This window comes from Sphingobium sp. ba1 (assembly GCF_000743655.1).
In the GTDB taxonomy this organism is placed as follows: Bacteria; Pseudomonadota; Alphaproteobacteria; order Sphingomonadales; family Sphingomonadaceae; genus Sphingobium.
This window is the reverse complement of the sequence record NZ_JPPQ01000069.1, coordinates 3,061,509-3,077,963: the sequence shown is the minus strand read 5'-3', so window position 1 is coordinate 3,077,963 and position 16,455 is coordinate 3,061,509. Positions and strand designations below refer to the sequence as shown.

Here is a 16,455-nt window from a genome sequence, read left to right as displayed (position 1 = left end):
CTGCCATAATTTTGACCCGCTCGCGGCATCGAACGCAATGACATGCGCGCCCGCATCCGTGACGAACAGCTTTCCGCCCGCCACGACGGGCGAAGCGGCCAGCCGGGCCTGCGGCGAGCTGCCGTCGATGGTCGCGGTCCATAGCTGCGTCGGCGAACCGCCCAGCGCGACATGACCCATCGCCTTGGACGGGTCACCGCCCGGCTGCGACCAGCTGTCATTGACGGCTGGGGCGGGCAGGGTGACCTGCACGTCGGCCAGGCTCGGTTCGACCTCGACACCCTGTTCGCTGGTCAGGATGGATACGCGATTGCCGACCACGGGGGTCTTGGGTCCGCCCTTCTTGCCGCCGATGATGCCGCACCCGGCGACCATCATAATCATGGCGGTAAGCGTCAGGGCGCGGCCCATGGGCGCAAATCTCTTCATCTTATGCTGTCCCATTGCCTCGTTACCCTTCCGTCGGCTCGGCCGGTATCTCTACCGCGTCGATCCCCATGACGCCTGCCATCTGACGCGCGCGTGAACGGATCGACTGCGGCACATTGCTGTCCTTGGCAAGCGCGGCGAACATGGGGCCAGCCAGATCGGTCTTGCCCATCTTGGCATAGGCGATGGCGACCAGTTCGCCCGCGCTGCCGAACCAGGGCGCACCCTCGACCGCGAGCGGCTTGAGGCGATCGACCACTTGCTGGGGCTTGAGCGTCTCAAATTCCAATGCGGTCTGGCGGATCAGCGCCAGATCGCGATAGGGTTGGTCGAGGCCAGTGTCGGCGGCCATGGCTGCGTATAGCGCGATAGCGCTTTTGGCGTCGCCCTTGCGCGCGGCCACACCGGCCTTGAGCAGTTGCGCGGACGCGCGATAGCCCGGCTGGTCAGCCTTGGTCAACGTATCGAGTTGCTTGGCGTCAGGCGTTCCGCCACCAGCAGCCGTCGTCAATACGGCGTCCATCTCTTCGGACACCGCCTGCGACTGGCTCTGCTGATGCTGCTGCCAATAGAGCCAGCCGCCAAAAGCCGCGAGGCTCAGGACCAGCACGACCAGAAGCACACGGCCATAGCGCTGCCAGAAGGACGTGAGCTGGTCCTGCCGGACGGCTTCGTCGACTTCACGCATGAAGGCTTCACTATTTTGCGGCGTCAGGGCCACTGCATTCTCCGGGACATGGATCAGAAATATGTAAGGGCAGAAGGCGCGACCAATAGCGGCGCTTATGCCACAGGCAAATCACTTTTTCGGGCGATAGACCTGTTCTTCGGTGGGGAAGGCGCGGCTGCGCACATCGGCGGCGTAACGCTGGGCGGCGCCGTCGATGCTTTGGGCGATATTGTCGAACCGTTTGACGAAACGGGGTACACGCTCGAACATGCCCAGCATATCCTCCGTCACCAGTACCTGTCCGTCGCAATGGGCGGACGCACCGATGCCTATGACCGGCACATCGACGCTGTCGGTGATGGCAACGGCCAGTTCCTCCATTACTCCCTCCAGCACCATGGCGAAGGCACCGGCATCGGCGACGGCGCGCGCATCGGCCATGATCTTGGCATGTTCCTGCTGGCTCTTGCCCCGCGCGCCATAGCCGCCCAGCGCATTGACCGCTTGCGGGGTCAGGCCGATATGCGCCATGACCGGGATGCCGCGCTGGCCAAGGAAGCTGATCGTCTCCGCCATGGCCTGCCCGCCCTCCAGCTTGACCGCCGCCGCGCCGGTTTCCGCCATGATGCGGCTGGCGCTGGCAAAGGCCTGCTGCGGCGACGCTTCATAGCTGCCAAAGGGCATGTCGATGATGACGACGCTATGATAGCTGCCGCGCACGACGGCGGCGCCATGGGCGCACATCATGTCGAGCGTGACGGCCAGCGTGGATGGCAGGCCATAGATGACCTGTCCCAGCGAATCGCCGACCAGCAGCATGTCGCAATGCGGATCGAGCAACTGCGCCTGGCGCGCGGTGTAGGCGGTCAGCATCACCAGCGGCTCTGTCGTCTTGCCCTCGAACTTGCGCCGCTGGATGGCGGGCACGGTCAGCCGCTTCATGGGGGCCGGGGTGGGCGTGGCGCGGCTGGTCGCCGTGTCGATCGTGAAGGTCGTGGACATGGGTGCGCTCTACCCCACCCTGGGCCGGGCCGCAAATGCGCAAAGAAACGGGTGCGATCCAGGGAATCGCACCCGCAGGGTGGGAGCCTGTCAGAAGGAGAATTTGATCGTACCGCCCCAGGTTTGCGGATCGCCGGGCTGGCCCGCGATCAAGCCGGTATTGCCCGGCGCAACCTGCAATGTTTCGATATAGTTGACGTCGAAGGCATTGCGGACCCAGCCAAAGGCATCGAAGCCCTCACCCCGGAAGCCCGCACGGACGTTGGTGAGCGCATAGCCCTTGACCTCGGTATAGATTGAAGGCGAGGCGTTCGAATTCCAGCGCGACCGATAATTGCCATCGACGCCAAGATAGACCTGGCCCTCCTTCGCCAGCAAAGTGACCGGCGCATTGACCTCCGCGCCGTAGGAGAAGGCCCATTTCGACACGCCGGGCAGTGCCTGCCCCGAAATATCGCACTGGCGCGGGCTGAGCGCGCCGGGGACACCGGCTTGCGAATAATCCGGCGTTGCACTGGCGGGCTGAAGCGTGCCGCCCGACAATTCGGGCGGGCAGGGTGCGTTGGTGAATCTCTTATACTTCGCATCCGTATAGGCACCGTTGGCATAGGCGCTGAAGCGATCGCTCGGCGTGATCTTGAAGTCGGCTTCGATGCCCTGCGACCGGACCTTGCCCGCGTTGGCGAGGTAGCCGCGCACCGTGCCGAACTGGCCACCATTCACCGTCGCCTGGAAATTCCTGATGTCGGTACGGAAGGCGGAGAGGTTGAAGGTCGCCCGACGATCCCACAACTGGGTCTTCAAACCGATTTCATAATGGTTGACCGACTCCGGCTCCACCGTGCCCGCATCAACATTCACTGTATTGTCGGCATTCAGCGGCAGACCGTTCTGGTTGATGCCCAGCGTCTTGAAGCTTTTGGCATAGGTCGCATAGGCAAGCACGTCGCGGGCGACCTTGTAGTTCACATTGAAATCATAGGTGAAGTTCCAGGCGCTGTCCGACGGCGCGCTGACCTGCGGTTGATAGACGCCGCATTGCGCGGCCAGCACCGATCCCGCCGCCGGGGTGGGGGCGCAACTGATACGCTGGCCCTGACCATTGGTCACGATACGTTCGTAGAAACCTGATTTCTTGTCATAATTGATCCGCGCACCCGGCTGAATGGTCAGCGCGTCCGTAACCTTCCAGCTGAGTTGACCGAACAGCGCCGCGCTATCCGACTTGAGATATTGCGTGTTGCTGGCGGTCAGCCCCTGAAGAATGCTGGGGTCGTTGGCTTGTGCCCCGGTCAGGCTCCACCGACTGGCATCCGCACCCTGCTGCTCCGTGCCCTGGGTGTCGATCCGCTGCTTGAAGCCGAACAGGCCGACCACGAAATCGATCTTGTCGCCTTCCTGACTATAGCGAAATTCCTGGCTATACTGGTTCTGCTGCGACGGATTTTGCGATCGGGACACGATCGACAGGCCGGTAAAATCGCGATCATTTTCCGGCTTCCAGTCCCAGAAGCGCCAGGCGGTGACGGAGGTGAATTTGCCCGAGCCAAGATCCCAGTTCACCTTCACCGACGCGCCGCCAATCTTGTTGCCTGCGTTCAGGCTGGAATCGAGATCGGTGAGGCGATCATAGACATTGCGACTGGGCGTGTAGTTGCGGCCCGGATTGGCGGCATTGATCGCCGCGACCAGCGCGTCATATTGCCGGTTGAGCGCGCGCTGGGTGCGACCGACGCGCACGAACGCGGTGCCAAAGCCTTCCGGGTCTTGCTTGCTGTAATCGCCCGACAATGTGATGCTGAGGTCTTCGTTCGGTTTGAACAGCAATTGGCCACGAATACCCAGATTGTCCTGCTCGTTGATCCACCGGTCGCTGGTGGTGTTGAACAATGTGCCGCGACGGCTGGTCGATGCGATCGCGATCCGCGCGGCGATCGTGTCGGACAGCGGGCCGGAAATGGCGGCCTTGGCCTGCTTATAGTTCAGGTTGCCGACGGTCAGTTCGGCGCGCCCCTCGAAATCGAAGGTTGGCTGGTTGGTCGTGATGTTGATCGCGCCAGCAGTCGTGTTCTTGCCATAGAGCGTGCCTTGCGGCCCGCGCAGCACTTCGACCTGCGCCACGTCCAGAAAATCGAAGGTCGCGGCGGCAACGCGCGAATTATAGACATCGTCGACATAGATGCCGACACCCTGTTCGAACCCGTCGCTGGTCAGGCCGAACGGCACGCCAAGGCCACGGATGTTGACCGATGTGTTGCGCGGATTGGTAGTGTAGACCTGCAGCGTCGGGGCCAGTTGCTGCAACTTCACGATGTTGAAGTTACCGGTCGATTCGATGCTGTCGCCCCGGATTACCGAGATGGCGAGCGGCACTTGCTGCGCCGTTTCCTGGCGACGCCGCGCAGTAACGACAATCACATCGCCGCGCACCCGCTGAGCCTCGGCGTCGGACTGGTCCGGTGCCCCGTCGGGGGCTTGCGTCTGCGCATAAGCGGCAGGCACGATGATGGAAGCGCTCGCCACGCTGGCGAGCAACAGGAAACGCGCAATCATAATTATCCCCTTTAGGTCCGGCTGTCCGGTGGATGTGTGATCGCGGCGATTCCGGTGGTCCGGTCATGGCCGAGTAGGTCGGGCTTCAAGGCCCCAATGATGCGCCGGTGTTAAAGGCTGCGACGGCGCGCGGCCCGAACCGGCAAGATGTTGCCCCATCCTGTTGTCAGGCGGTGAGGCGGGTCTTTTCCGTCACGTCGATCTGCACCACGCGGGCGTCATGCACCGTCAGCGTGATCGAGCCGAAGCGCAGTTCCTGCAAAGCATCGCGTATCTTTTCGATGCTCGCGGCGATGTCGATGCGCGGCGTATCGGCATGGGTGTGTCGCAATTCGATCGGTCTTTGGTCCGTCATATATACCTCCTGCCCCTCCTTTATCTCAACTTTATAAGTAGACAAATAATGAAAATTAGGGTGGCGTCAACGTCAGCTTCTCGCCTGCAGGATTAGCGGTACGCATGCGCCGCCCCGTGGGTCGCCGCCCGGATGCGATGCGTGGTCGGTAAAGCCCGGTGGGTGGGCAGCGGCCGAACGCGCGCATTGTCGATCAATCGGTCCAGCAAGCCCTGTCCGAACGCCCAGTCGCCCAGTCCCGATTCCGCGTTGATATGCCCGCAATGCCCGGCATCGACGAACGCGCTGCCCCAATATTTGCCGATGCTATGGGCGCGCTCGAAGAAAATATAGGGATCATCGCGGCTCGCCACCAGGATGGAGGGGAAGGGCAGCGGTGATTGGGGTGTCGGGCCAAAGCCACCGATCGTATCAGGCGTTTCCACCCGTTCGCAATCGGGCGGCGCGACGAGCAATGCGCCAATCACCGGCCAGCCATAGGCCTGGCTTTGTAACGCCCCCCACCAGCCTACGGTAATGCAGCCCAGGCTGTGGGCGGCCAGCACGACCGGCCCGTCAATCTCACGGATCGCCGCGTCCAGGCGGGTAACCCAGGCATTGCGGTTGGGACTGGCCCAACGACCCAGATCAACCCGTCGGCAATCGCCCCGGCTTTCCTCCCACCGGGTTTGCCAATGGTCAGGTCCGCTATTGTTCAGGCCTGGGACCAAAAGCACCACCGGCTGTTGAGCGCCATTTGAATATCCGAATCGGTTCATGACTCACTCCTCTTGCTTCCGCCCCTGCAATAACTCTATCTATGAGATAGACAAATGACAAGCGGCAGGGAGTGGCGGTTTTTCGATGGTCGGAATAGGGATGAAAGCGACCACCATAGAAAAAGGCGCACGCGATCCGTTGATCGCGCGCGCCTGGGGATAGGCGGTAAGGGGGCTGTTACCAGGGGTAGATCAGCCCATAATATTGATAGACGTTGCGACCATAGCCGTCGTCATAATTGGGGCGCTGCTCGTCGGCATAGCGGGGGGCATCCTCCAGCAGTTGCTTGTCCAGTTCAACGACATAGCCGCCCTGTTCCACGTCATAGTCCAGCATCGACCAGGGCAAGGGGTAATGGTCCTCGCCCATGCCGAGGAACCCGCCGAACGACAGGACGGCATAGCGCACCTGTCCGCTCTTCTTGTCGACCATGAAGTTGGAAATCTTGCCGAGTTTCTCGCCTTGTTTGTTGAAGACCGTGGTGCCTTCGACCCGGTCCGATGCGATCAGGTCGCCGCGATTGTGCATAGCCAGTTCGGCCATCGTCACTCTCCTCACATAATGTCGCTATACTGATGCAACCATGCGGGCGGGCTGGGGTTCCATGGCTGACACAAGAGGAGTGACACGATGAAGATCAATCGCAACGGTTCGGCGGCCTGGAGTGGTGGCCTCAAGGACGGCAAGGGCAGCATCTCCACCCAGAGCGGCGCGCTCGACGCCTACCCTTATGGCTTTGCCACGCGCTTTGAAGGTGTGCCGGGCAGCAACCCCGAAGAACTGATCGCGGCCGCCCACGCTTCCTGCTTCACCATGGCGCTGTCACTGATCCTGGGCGAAGCCGGGCTGACGGCGGACAAGATGGAAACCAATGCCGTCGTGACGCTGGAAAAGCAGGATGACGGTTTTGCCGTGACGGCCAGCCACTTGACGCTCAAGGCGACCATCCCCGGCACCGACGATGCTACTTTCCAGGAACTGGCGGGCAAGGCCAAGGCGAACTGCCCGATCTCCAAGTTGCTGAAGGCAGAGATCAGTCTGGATGCTGAACTGCTGAACTGACGACCAATTGCCTGGCGCGACGATGTTCGCGCCAGGCAATATACAGGCCGCTGGCGATGATCAGGCTCGCGCCGATCCAGGTGGTGAGCATCGGCCAATCCTCGCCGATCGCGACGCCCAGCAACGTGGTCCAGATGATCGCGCTATAATCCATCGGCAGCACCACAGACACCGGCCCCCATCGCAGCGATGCGGTGAGGCACAACTGCGCGATCCCGCCGACACAGCCGATCAGCAGCAGCAGCCCCCATGTCAGCGGATCATGGCTCTGCGCAAAGAAGGGCATGGCAATGCCCAGCGGGATCATCGACAGCGTGGTGAACCAGAATACGACCACGCCAGCATTTTCCGTCCGGCCCAGCGCGCGCAGCACCAGGCTGACGCTGGCGGTCACGATCGCGGCCACGATCGCGACCGCGACGCCCTGCATCGGAAAATGCCCCGCTTCGGGCCGGATCATCACCAGCACGCCAACAAAGCCGATCAGCACTGCACTCCAGCGATGCACGCCCGTAGCTTCGCGCAAGATCAGCGCCGACAGGATGGTGCCGAAAATCGGCATGGTGAAGCCGATCGTTGCCGCCTCGGCGGGCAACAGCAGGATATAGGACAGGAAATTGAGCAGCATGCCGGTCATGCCCAGCAGCATCCGGCTGGCATGCAAGCCGATCCGCCGTGTCCGCACCGCGCCCAGTCCGCCGGACATGGAAAGCCAGGCGATCACGAAGGGCAGGGCAAGCGCCTGCCGGTAAAAGAGCGATTCGACGATATGCACGCCGCGCTGGTCGACGATCCGCACCGTCACGAACATCGCCGACAGGCAGATCACCGCGGTCAGGCGTAGGCCGATGGCCAGGAGCGGGCGATGGGGGCGGGCGGCAAGGGTCACGCCCCCGCCTTAGCCCGGTCGCGCGATGACGCAACCGGGCTTGGTCAGGAAAGGCTTATGCCGCAGGCTTGCGGAATTTGAGCGTCATCCGGTCACTCTCGCCAATAGCGAGATATTTGTCGCGATCGACCTCCTTCTGGCTGAGGCCAGGCGGCAATGTCCACACGCCCTTGGCCCAATCGGTCGTATCCTTGGGGTTGGCATTCACTTCCGACGCCTCGACAAATTCAAAGCCTGCCTCCTGCGCAATCCGCTTGATGGTCGAGACTTTGAGATAGCCGCTGCTCTTTTCCAGCGCGCTGTCGCGATCTTCGGGCAGGCGATGATCGACCACGCCCAGCGTGCCGCCGGGCTTGAGCATCGCGAAGAAGGCCTTGAAGGTTGCCGCTTCGCTGCCTGCCATGACCATATTATGGACGTTGCGGAAGGTCAGCACCGTATCCACGCTCCCCGCCGGGATCGTGCCGGCTGCATCGGGATGGGCAACCAGCGTCACCTTGTCATAGACTGTCGGCTTGGCGGCCAGGAACGTCTTGTAGCCGTCCAGATAACGGCCGCTAGGCTGGAGCGCGTAGAAACGCCCCTTGTCGCGCAGCAGGGGTGCGAGGATTTCGGAATACCAGCCACCGCTGGGGCTATATTCCACCACGGTCTGGGTGGGGGTGACGCCGAAGAAGGCCAGCGTCTCGGCCGGATGGCGATATTGGTCGCGCGCGACATTGGCCGGGGTACGGCTCGGTGCGGCGACAGCGGCCGCGATCGGGTCGGCAGCCTGATGCGCGGCATGATCGGCATGCTGGGCGGCCAGCGGCAGGAGGGGAAGGCAAAGGGCGGTTGCAACAAGTGCGGTACGGGCGAGACGGTTCATCGGGGATCCTCTCTTATAGGGAGAGGCTGATGTGCCGTCCGCCCGTGCCAAGCGCAAGGGGAATGGAAGGGAAAACCCCTCCCGAACATCATAACTTACAGACACGCCTCCAGAAACGGCTGGTCGAAGCCGAACATCCGCGCCTTGTCGAGCGTATAGGGACGCAAGCCCATCGAGCGATATTCGCCGACGATCTTCCCGCTGTCATCCTCGTCATGATATTCGAATTTGAACAATTCCTGGGTGACGATGACGTCGCCCTCCATACCGATGACTTCGGTGACGTTGGTGATGCGGCGGGATCCGTCGCGCAGGCGTTTCACCTGGATGATCAGGTCGACCGAATCGGCAATCTGCTTGGAAATTGCTTCCTTGGGGATTTTGATGTCGCCCATCAGGATCATATTTTCCATACGGCCCAGGCATTCGCGCGGGCTGTTGGCGTGCAGCGTACACATAGAGCCATCATGGCCGGTGTTCATCGCCGCCAGCAGATCGAAACATTCCGCGCCACGAATTTCGCCCAGAATGATGCGGTCCGGCCGCATACGCAGGGCGTTCTTGACGAGATCGCCGATGGTGATGGCGCCATTGCCTTCCAGATTGGCCGGGCGGGTTTCGAGCGGCAGCCAGTGCGGCTGTTGCAGGCGCAGTTCCGCCGCATCCTCGATCGTCAGCACGCGCTCACCCGGATCGATCATTTTCGACAGGGCGTTAAGCATCGTCGTCTTGCCCGAACCGGTGCCGCCCGAAATGACGATGTTGAACCGGCAGGCACCGGCAATCTTGAGCGCGGTCGCCATTTTGGGGCTCATCGCGCCCCAATTGGCCAGCATGTCGAGCGTAATCGGCTTGGCGGAAAATTTACGGATCGAGATCGCCGTGCCCTTGAGGCTCAGCGGCGGCACGATCACGTTGACGCGGCTGCCGTCGGGCAGGCGGGCGTCGGCCAGCGGTGTAGTCTGATCGACGCGGCGGCCGACCTTGTTGACGATCCGCTGCGCGATCTGGAACAGATGCTCCTCATCGCGGAACTTGATCGGGGCGATGACCAGCTTGCCCTTTTTTTCGATATAGGTCTGGTCCGGTCCGTTCACCATGATGTCGGTGATGTCCGGGTCGTTCAGCAATTCTTCGAGCGGGCCAAGGCCCAGCAATTCATCGACCAGCACCTTTTCCAGCGCGAATTGTTCGCGCCGGTTGAGGGTGAGCTTGAGTTCGGCCAGCACCTCCAGGATGATCGGGCGGAATTCCTCCGCCAGCTCATCCTTGGTCAGCGTCGCCGCGGCTTCGGGGTCGACACGTTCCAGCAGGCGGGGCAGCACCTGCTCCTTGATCTTGTGGACGCTCGCCTCGAACCCTTGCGGCCCGGCGTCGGGCAGATGCTCGGCATTGGCGCGATCGGACAGGCGCATCATCGCATCGGCATTGCGCTGCATCTGGCTTGTCGGGGCAGACAACGAGTCGAAACTCTCGCCGGGCAGCGACGCTATGTCGAGTGGCGGGAACTGGTCGCCGCCGCGCGGCTCCTCCTTCGCGCTGCCGCCGTGCATCGGTCGGGCGACGCCAAAGCCGGTCTTGATCGCGGCAGGTCCATTTTTCCGTCCAAAGGCGCTCATATATCTCCGCCAGCAATTCGCGACCGTCGCCGGCCTGATGGTGTCGGATAAGGTGAATAGATTGGAAACTTTGACAAATGGCTAATGGCGCATTGGCCAATCAGTGCCCGCCCACGGGGGCGAACATAGGGTGACAATAAAAAGGGGCGCCAACAGCACCCCTCCTCATGCGGTTGGGCCAATGCCCGCCGCTCTATCGCTGAAGGATCAACCCGCCTTTTCGGCCAGCACCGTCAGGCCCTTTTCATTGACCTCGGCAAAGCCGCCCTGGACCGGAATAATCTCCGGCGTGGCCCCTGCCGACGCATAGATCTGGATGCTGCCGTCGCGCACGGTCGACATGAAAGGCGCATGGCCCTCCAGCACGCCGAAGTCGCCATCGGTGCCCGGCACCACGACCTGCCACACGTCCGCCGCACGAACGAGCTTTTCGGGGGTCACGAGTTCAAAATGCAGTGCCATGTTTTCGATCCTCTTGCCCTCTCCCGCCTTCGCGGGAGAGGCTACGAAGACTTGGCAGCTTGCTGCCTAGTCAAAGTCGGTGAGGGTCTTCCTGTCTTTCCGCTCATTGCCAGAAAGAGAGGAAGACCCTCACCCAACCCTCTCCCGCGAAGGCGGGAGAGGGCTAGATAGATTCTGCTTACGCCGCTTCGGCGGCCAGCTTCTTGGCCTTCTCGACGGCTTCGTCGATGCCGCCGACCATGTAGAAGGCGTTTTCGGGCAGATGGTCATATTCGCCATCGACCACGGCCTTGAACGACTTCACCGTGTCTTCGATCTGCACGAACTTGCCGCTGATGCCGGTGAAGACTTCGGCGACGTGGAAGGGCTGCGAAAGGAACTTCTGGATCTTGCGCGCGCGGGCAACGGTCAGCTTATCCTCTTCGGACAGCTCGTCCATGCCCAGAATGGCGATGATGTCCTGCAGCGACTTATACTTCTGCAGGATCGACTGGACCGCGCGGGCGGTGTCATAATGTTCCTGGCCCACGGTGCGGGCGGTCAGCATGCGGCTGGTCGAATCGAGCGGATCGACCGCCGGGTAGATGCCCAGCTCCGAAATCGCGCGGTTGAGGTTCGTGGTCGCATCAAGATGCGCGAACGAGGTTGCCGGTGCCGGATCGGTAAGATCGTCCGCGGGAACGTACACGGCCTGGATCGAAGTGATCGAACCCTTATTGGTCGAGGTGATGCGCTCCTGCAACTGGCCCATGTCGGTCGCCAGCGTCGGCTGATAGCCCACGGCCGACGGGATACGGCCGAGCAGAGCGGACACTTCCGCGCCTGCCTGGGTGAAGCGGAAGATATTGTCGACGAAGAACAGCACGTCCTGATTTTCGACGTCGCGGAAATATTCGGCGATGGTCAGGCCCGACAGGGCAACGCGGGCACGCGCGCCTGGAGGCTCGTTCATCTGGCCATAAACCAGCGCAACCTTGGAGCCTTCGGAAATGGCGTTGCCATCGGCGTCCTTGGCGATAACGCCTGCGTCGAGGAATTCGTGATAGAGATCGTTGCCCTCACGGGTCCGCTCACCCACGCCTGCGAAGACCGACGTGCCGCCATGGCCCTTGGCGATGTTGTTGATGAGTTCCTGAATGAGAACCGTCTTGCCCACGCCCGCGCCGCCGAACAGGCCGATCTTGCCGCCCTTGGCATAAGGGGCGAGAAGGTCGATGACCTTGATGCCGGTGACCAGGATTGAGCTTTCGGTCGACTGGTCGACGAAATCGGGTGCCTTGGCATGGATGGGCGAGCGCATCTCGGTCTGCACCGGGCCGCGTTCGTCGATCGGTTCACCGACGACGTTGAGAATGCGGCCGAGCGTGGCCGGACCGACGGGAACGCTGATCTGCGCGCCGGTGTCGGTGACTTCCTGGCCGCGGGTCAGACCTTCGGTCGAATCCATCGCGATGGTGCGGACGGTGTTTTCGCCCAGATGCTGGGCGACTTCGAGCACCAGCCGCTGTCCGTTATTGCTGGTTTCCAGCGCCGAGAGGATGAACGGGAGCGCATCGGGGAAGGTCACGTCGACGACGGCGCCGATGACCTGCGAAATGCGGCCTACATTGTTGGTGGTTGCCATGACTGCTTCCTTGCGTGCGTGTACTTAGAGGGCTTCCGCGCCCGAGATGATTTCGACCAGTTCAGTGGTGATCGCGGCCTGGCGGCTGCGGTTATACTGGATGGTCAGCTTGTTGATCAGGTCGCCTGCGTTGCGCGTGGCATTGTCCATCGCATTCATCGACGCGCCCTGTTCGGATGCGTTGTTTTCCAGCAGCGCCTTGAACAGCTGGATCGCGATGTTGCGCGGCAGCAGGTCGTCCAGGATCGCTTCCTCGCTCGGCTCATATTCCACCGTGGCGCCAATGGCGTTGCGGTCGGCATCGGCCGGGATCTTGACGGGGATGATCTGCTGCTCGGTCGGGATTTGCGACAGGGCCGACTTGAAGCGCGAATAGAAAAGGTGCGCCATGTCGAACTTGCCGTCCAGATACATGGTGGTCAGCTCGTTAGCGATCGCCTGCGCCTGATCATAGCCGGGCTGCTTGGCGCCGGTGGTATCGAACTGGGCAACGATCGCGCCGGGGTAGAGGCGGTTGATCACCGGGCGACCCTTGCGGCCGATCAGGTAGAATTTCACCGTCTTGCCCTGCTCGATCAGCGCATCCGCCTTCACGCGTGCGGCCTTGACGATGTTCGCGTTGAACGCGCCAGCGAGGCCACGGTCGGAGTTGGCGACGACCAGCAGATGCACCTCATCCTTGCCGGTGCCCGCCAGCAGCGGCGATGCGCCTTCGCCCGAACCGCCCGCAATCTTCGACGCGAGGCTGGCGACCACGGCTTCCAGACGGCTGCTATAGGGACGCGCGGCTTCCGCTGCGGCCTGCGCCTTGCGCAGCTTCGCGGCGGCGACCATCTGCTTCGCCTTGGTGATCTTCTGGGTCGATTTGACCGACCCGATCCGGATCTTCAGTTCTTTAAGACTAGCCATTGTTCACTACCGTCATTGGGCGCGCTCGGCGTTCCAGTTGAACAGGAAATTGCGATGTTCGGCCCATGTCTGCCCTTCCACCTTGCCGCCTGTCAGACAAGCGGCCGTGTGATAGGGACCGGCCCCGTCCGTCGTCCGAAAGCTGACGCAGGTACGGCCGTTTCCGGCTTTCCAGCGCCCCGTTTGAATGTCGCTATCGTAAAAGCTACCCGACACGCTGCCGTCCGCTTGAAGCGTCAACGCCATCGTCTTGACGTAGCTTTTGTCTCCGGCGGGCGACAGATCGACCGTCCAGCGACCATTGAGCGCGCCGCCCGAGGCGACGTCATCCGCCGATCCTTGCGCGAACGCAGGAGCAGCGGTGACGCACGCCAGCAGAAGAGCGGCGCGAGCGATCACGCGAACGTCTTGCCGAAGCTGTCGAGCGCGGCCTTGAGCTTGCTCTTGGCTTCGTCACCCAGATCCTTGGTATCGCGGATCATGCCCAGCACGTCGGCATGTTCGTGGCGCAGATAGCCCAGCATCATCTCTTCATAGCGGTTCACATCGCTGACGGCGATCCCGTCGAGATAGCCGTTGGTGCCAGCGAAGATCGACGCGGTCTGCTCTTCGAAGGGCAGGGGCGAGAATTGCGCCTGCTTGAGCAGCTCGGTCAGGCGCGCGCCACGGTTCAGCAGCTTCTGCGTCGAAGCATCAAGGTCCGAACCGAACTGGGCGAAGGCCGCCATTTCGCGATATTGCGCCAGCTCCAGCTTGATCGAGCCGGACACCTTCTTCATCGCCTTGGTCTGCGCGGCGGAACCGACGCGCGACACCGACAGGCCGACGTTGATGGCCGGGCGGATACCCTGGTAGAAGAGGTTGGTTTCGAGGAAGATCTGGCCGTCGGTGATCGAAATCACGTTGGTCGGAATATAGGCCGACACGTCGCCCGCCTGGGTCTCGATGATGGGCAACGCGGTCAGCGAACCCGATCCATTGTCGCTGTTCATCTTCGCCGCGCGCTCCAGCAAGCGGCTGTGCAGATAGAAAACGTCGCCAGGATAGGCTTCGCGGCCCGGAGGACGACGCAGCAGCAGCGACATCTGGCGATAGGCGACGGCCTGCTTGGACAGATCGTCATAGACGATGACGGCGTGCATGCCGTTGTCGCGGAAATATTCGCCCATGGTCACGCCGGTATAGGGCGCAAGATATTGAAGCGGGGCAGGCTCGGAAGCGGTAGCGGCGACGACGATCGAATATTCCATCGCGCCATTTTCTTCGAGCTGCTTGACGATCTGCGCCACGGTCGAGCGCTTCTGGCCGATCGCGACATAGATGCAGTAGAGCTTCTTGCTCTCGTCATCGCCCGCATTGGCGGTCTTCTGGTTGATGAAGGTATCGATCGCGACGGCGGTCTTGCCGGTCTGGCGATCGCCGATGATCAGTTCGCGCTGGCCGCGGCCGACGGGGACGAGCGTGTCGATGGCCTTGAGGCCGGTCTGCACGGGCTCATGGACCGAGGTGCGCGGGATGATGCCGGGCGCCTTGCGCTCGACGCGCATGCGCTGGTCGGACACGATCGGACCCTTGCCGTCGATGGGATTACCAAGGCCGTCCACGACGCGACCCAGCAGACCCTTGCCGACGGGCACGTCGACGATGGTGCCGGTGCGCTTGACGGTGTCGCCTTCCTTGATCTCGCTGTCGGACCCGAAGATCACGACACCGACATTGTCGGCTTCCAGGTTCAGCGCCATGCCCTGAATCCCGTTGGCGAATTCGACCATCTCGCCCGCCTGGACGTTGTCGAGGCCATGGACGCGGGCGATGCCGTCACCCACGGTCAGAACGGAACCGACTTCGCTGACCTGCGCTTCGGTGCCGAAATTGGCGATCTGGTCCTTGATGACCTTCGAGATTTCTGCGGCGTTGATATCCATGTTCAGCCTTTCATCGCCATAGCGAGACTATTCAAACGGGTACGAATGGAGCTGTCGATCATCTGGCTGCCGATCTTGACGACCAGCCCGCCCAGGATCGCGGGGTCGACTTTGGCATCGACGGCGACGGTGCGGCCGACGCGGGCGCGCAGATTTTGTGCCAGCGCGGCGATCTGCTGCGCGTCGAGCGGATGCGCGCTCGTCACTTCGGCGCGGGCCTCGCCCTTGTGATTCGACAGCAGCGTTTCATAGGTGCGGATGACCGCGCCCAATTGCCCCAGGCGACGGTTCTGCGCCAGCACGCCCAGGAATTTCGTCGTCAGCGGATCGATGCCCATGGCGGATGCCACGGCCGCGATCGTCTTGCCCGATGCGTCCCGGCTCAGCACGGGGCTGTTGATAAGGCCCTTGAAATCAGGGGATTGGGCGATAGCCGCCTTCAACCCGGACAGGCTTTGCGCCACCGTGTCGAGCGCGTTCGCGTCGCGAGCCAGATCGAACAGCGCCACCGCGTAGCGGCCGCTGAGGCTGGCCTGTATGCCGCCATTAGTCTCCACGCGCTTGCCGTCCTCCATTGACTTACTGGCAGGTGATTTGCCGGTCATGCAAAAAGAGAGGGGAGCAGTTACGCCCGTCCCCCTTGTTGTCGGGCCGGTTAGCAGCGCGATTATGACTATGCAAGTCATGGTGCGCGATTCCATCATTAGTCGGAAGGGCGCGCCATTTGCCTGAGTTTTTATCGCCCGCGCGAATCGGCTATTGCGCCGCTTCGGCCGGGGCAAGCCGTCCCTTCTGGCAATGATAGACGATCCGCTCATTGGGCTGGGCGGGCAGCAGCGTGGTCAGGTCCGATTGCAGCGTAGCGATGCGCGCCAGGGCTTCTGGGTCACTGCCGCAACCGGGGAAAGGCTTGTCGCCCAGCAGCGCGCGCGCCTTGGCCATATTCTCCATATCGGGCAGCCAGCGCTGGACGCGCAGCGTGCCACTGACCGGATCGAACGCGCTCATGGTCACGAAATTGCCCTGCGCGGGGATACTCGCGCGCTGCCATTTGGTCCCACTCGCGACATATTGCGTGTCGCCATCGACGCAGCCACCTTCGGCCCAGTTGAACCCGATATCGTTGGGCTGCGAAACGGAGAGGCGGCTGCGCTGCAGGTCGACCCGGCAGATATTGTCCCCGGCCCAGGCATAGGCGCCATTGCCTGTGATGCTCTTGTCCTGCGGCAAAGCCGTGCGTTCCTCGATCGTGTCGAAACTCGGCTTGAACACGAACAGGGCCAGCGCGGCGAACAGCAACGCCCCGCCGCCGCCAATGCCCCATATGGC

At 62.2% G+C, this 16,455-nt stretch carries 17 protein-coding genes and 1 pseudogene; 1 reads left to right on the top strand and 17 read right to left on the bottom strand.

Annotated features, from left to right (window positions below; genetic code table 11):
- The 7 genes from IL54_RS25060 to IL54_RS18115 all read right to left on the bottom strand — a co-directional run.
- Window positions 1-429: outer membrane protein assembly factor BamB family protein (locus IL54_RS25060; protein ID WP_237748931.1), on the bottom strand; the 429-nt coding region annotated here is incomplete at its 3' end.
- Window positions 430-451: 22 nt separating this feature from the next.
- Window positions 452-1,150 (bottom strand): tetratricopeptide repeat protein, encoded by a 699-nt coding sequence (locus IL54_RS18140; protein ID WP_037477489.1) that lies wholly within the window; start codon window positions 1,148-1,150, stop codon window positions 452-454.
- A gap of 78 nt (window positions 1,151-1,228) precedes the next feature.
- Entirely contained in the window at window positions 1,229-2,101 is an 873-nt protein-coding gene (gene panB, locus IL54_RS18135) for a 3-methyl-2-oxobutanoate hydroxymethyltransferase (protein WP_037477487.1), read from the bottom strand.
- 90 nt (window positions 2,102-2,191) lie between these two features.
- Window positions 2,192-4,654, bottom strand: a complete 2,463-nt coding sequence (locus IL54_RS18130; protein WP_037477485.1) for a TonB-dependent receptor — start codon at window positions 4,652-4,654, stop codon at window positions 2,192-2,194.
- Window positions 4,655-4,820: 166 nt separating this feature from the next.
- Window positions 4,821-5,009, bottom strand: coding sequence for a YezD family protein (locus IL54_RS18125; protein WP_037477482.1), 189 nt, complete (start codon window positions 5,007-5,009; stop codon window positions 4,821-4,823).
- A gap of 92 nt (window positions 5,010-5,101) precedes the next feature.
- Entirely contained in the window at window positions 5,102-5,767 is a 666-nt protein-coding gene (locus IL54_RS18120; RefSeq protein WP_037477480.1) for an RBBP9/YdeN family alpha/beta hydrolase, read from the bottom strand.
- Window positions 5,768-5,945: 178 nt separating this feature from the next.
- Window positions 5,946-6,311, bottom strand: coding sequence for a PRC-barrel domain-containing protein (locus IL54_RS18115; protein WP_037477478.1), 366 nt, complete (start codon window positions 6,309-6,311; stop codon window positions 5,946-5,948).
- Window positions 6,312-6,398: 87 nt separating this feature from the next.
- On the opposite strand from IL54_RS18115, the gene IL54_RS18110 reads away from it, so the two are divergent.
- Window positions 6,399-6,830, top strand: a complete 432-nt coding sequence (locus tag IL54_RS18110; RefSeq protein WP_037477476.1) for an OsmC family protein — start codon at window positions 6,399-6,401, stop codon at window positions 6,828-6,830.
- On the opposite strand, the gene IL54_RS18105 is transcribed toward IL54_RS18110, so the two are convergent.
- From IL54_RS18105 to IL54_RS25055, 10 genes and pseudogenes are all read right to left on the bottom strand, one after another.
- A complete protein-coding gene (locus IL54_RS18105; protein WP_272945523.1) occupies window positions 6,802-7,686 on the bottom strand; it encodes a DMT family transporter in 885 nt (294 codons plus the stop codon). The genes IL54_RS18110 and IL54_RS18105 overlap by 29 nt on opposite strands.
- An 88-nt stretch (window positions 7,687-7,774) precedes the next feature.
- Window positions 7,775-8,587, bottom strand: a complete 813-nt coding sequence (locus tag IL54_RS18100) for a class I SAM-dependent methyltransferase (protein ID WP_037477474.1) — start codon at window positions 8,585-8,587, stop codon at window positions 7,775-7,777.
- A gap of 95 nt (window positions 8,588-8,682) precedes the next feature.
- A complete protein-coding gene (locus tag IL54_RS18095) occupies window positions 8,683-10,206 on the bottom strand; it encodes a CpaF family protein (RefSeq protein WP_037477472.1) in 1,524 nt (507 codons plus the stop codon).
- A 207-nt stretch (window positions 10,207-10,413) separates the two neighbouring features.
- A complete protein-coding gene (locus IL54_RS18090; RefSeq protein WP_037477469.1) occupies window positions 10,414-10,668 on the bottom strand; it encodes an ATP synthase F1 subunit epsilon in 255 nt (84 codons plus the stop codon).
- Window positions 10,669-10,846: 178 nt separating this feature from the next.
- Window positions 10,847-12,292, bottom strand: a complete 1,446-nt coding sequence (atpD, locus tag IL54_RS18085; protein WP_037477467.1) for a F0F1 ATP synthase subunit beta — start codon at window positions 12,290-12,292, stop codon at window positions 10,847-10,849.
- Between the two features lie 24 nt (window positions 12,293-12,316).
- Window positions 12,317-13,201 (bottom strand): F0F1 ATP synthase subunit gamma, encoded by an 885-nt coding sequence (locus IL54_RS18080; RefSeq protein WP_037477465.1) that lies wholly within the window; start codon window positions 13,199-13,201, stop codon window positions 12,317-12,319.
- A gap of 12 nt (window positions 13,202-13,213) precedes the next feature.
- On the bottom strand, window positions 13,214-13,600 hold the full coding sequence (locus IL54_RS18075; RefSeq protein WP_193378882.1) for a hypothetical protein: 387 nt from the start codon (window positions 13,598-13,600) through the stop codon (window positions 13,214-13,216).
- Complete coding sequence (gene atpA / locus IL54_RS18070; RefSeq protein ID WP_037477463.1) at window positions 13,597-15,126, bottom strand: F0F1 ATP synthase subunit alpha; 1,530 nt, start codon at window positions 15,124-15,126, stop codon at window positions 13,597-13,599. Before atpA ends, IL54_RS18075 begins: the two co-directional genes overlap by 4 nt.
- A gap of 2 nt (window positions 15,127-15,128) precedes the next feature.
- The gene (locus IL54_RS18065) at window positions 15,129-15,683 is read right to left on the bottom strand and encodes a F0F1 ATP synthase subunit delta (protein WP_037479226.1); all 555 of its coding nucleotides are present in this window, start codon (window positions 15,681-15,683) and stop codon (window positions 15,129-15,131) included.
- Between the two features lie 199 nt (window positions 15,684-15,882).
- Window positions 15,883-16,455, bottom strand: a pseudogene (locus tag IL54_RS25055) (serine protease); the annotation flags it as partial.

Coding starts and splice junctions, on each gene's coding strand:
- panB (WP_037477487.1), bottom strand. CDS start 2,101: ATGTCCACGACCTTCACGATCGACACGGCGACCAGCCGCGCCACGCCC.
- IL54_RS18130 (WP_037477485.1), bottom strand. CDS start 4,654: ATGATTGCGCGTTTCCTGTTGCTCGCCAGCGTGGCGAGCGCTTCCATC.
- IL54_RS18125 (WP_037477482.1), bottom strand. CDS start 5,009: ATGACGGACCAAAGACCGATCGAATTGCGACACACCCATGCCGATACG.
- IL54_RS18120 (WP_037477480.1), bottom strand. CDS start 5,767: ATGAACCGATTCGGATATTCAAATGGCGCTCAACAGCCGGTGGTGCTT.
- IL54_RS18115 (WP_037477478.1), bottom strand. CDS start 6,311: ATGGCCGAACTGGCTATGCACAATCGCGGCGACCTGATCGCATCGGAC.
- IL54_RS18110 (WP_037477476.1), top strand. CDS start 6,399: ATGAAGATCAATCGCAACGGTTCGGCGGCCTGGAGTGGTGGCCTCAAG.
- IL54_RS18100 (WP_037477474.1), bottom strand. CDS start 8,587: ATGAACCGTCTCGCCCGTACCGCACTTGTTGCAACCGCCCTTTGCCTT.
- IL54_RS18095 (WP_037477472.1), bottom strand. CDS start 10,206: ATGAGCGCCTTTGGACGGAAAAATGGACCTGCCGCGATCAAGACCGGC.
- IL54_RS18090 (WP_037477469.1), bottom strand. CDS start 10,668: ATGGCACTGCATTTTGAACTCGTGACCCCCGAAAAGCTCGTTCGTGCG.
- atpD (WP_037477467.1), bottom strand. CDS start 12,292: ATGGCAACCACCAACAATGTAGGCCGCATTTCGCAGGTCATCGGCGCC.
- IL54_RS18080 (WP_037477465.1), bottom strand. CDS start 13,201: ATGGCTAGTCTTAAAGAACTGAAGATCCGGATCGGGTCGGTCAAATCG.
- atpA (WP_037477463.1), bottom strand. CDS start 15,126: ATGGATATCAACGCCGCAGAAATCTCGAAGGTCATCAAGGACCAGATC.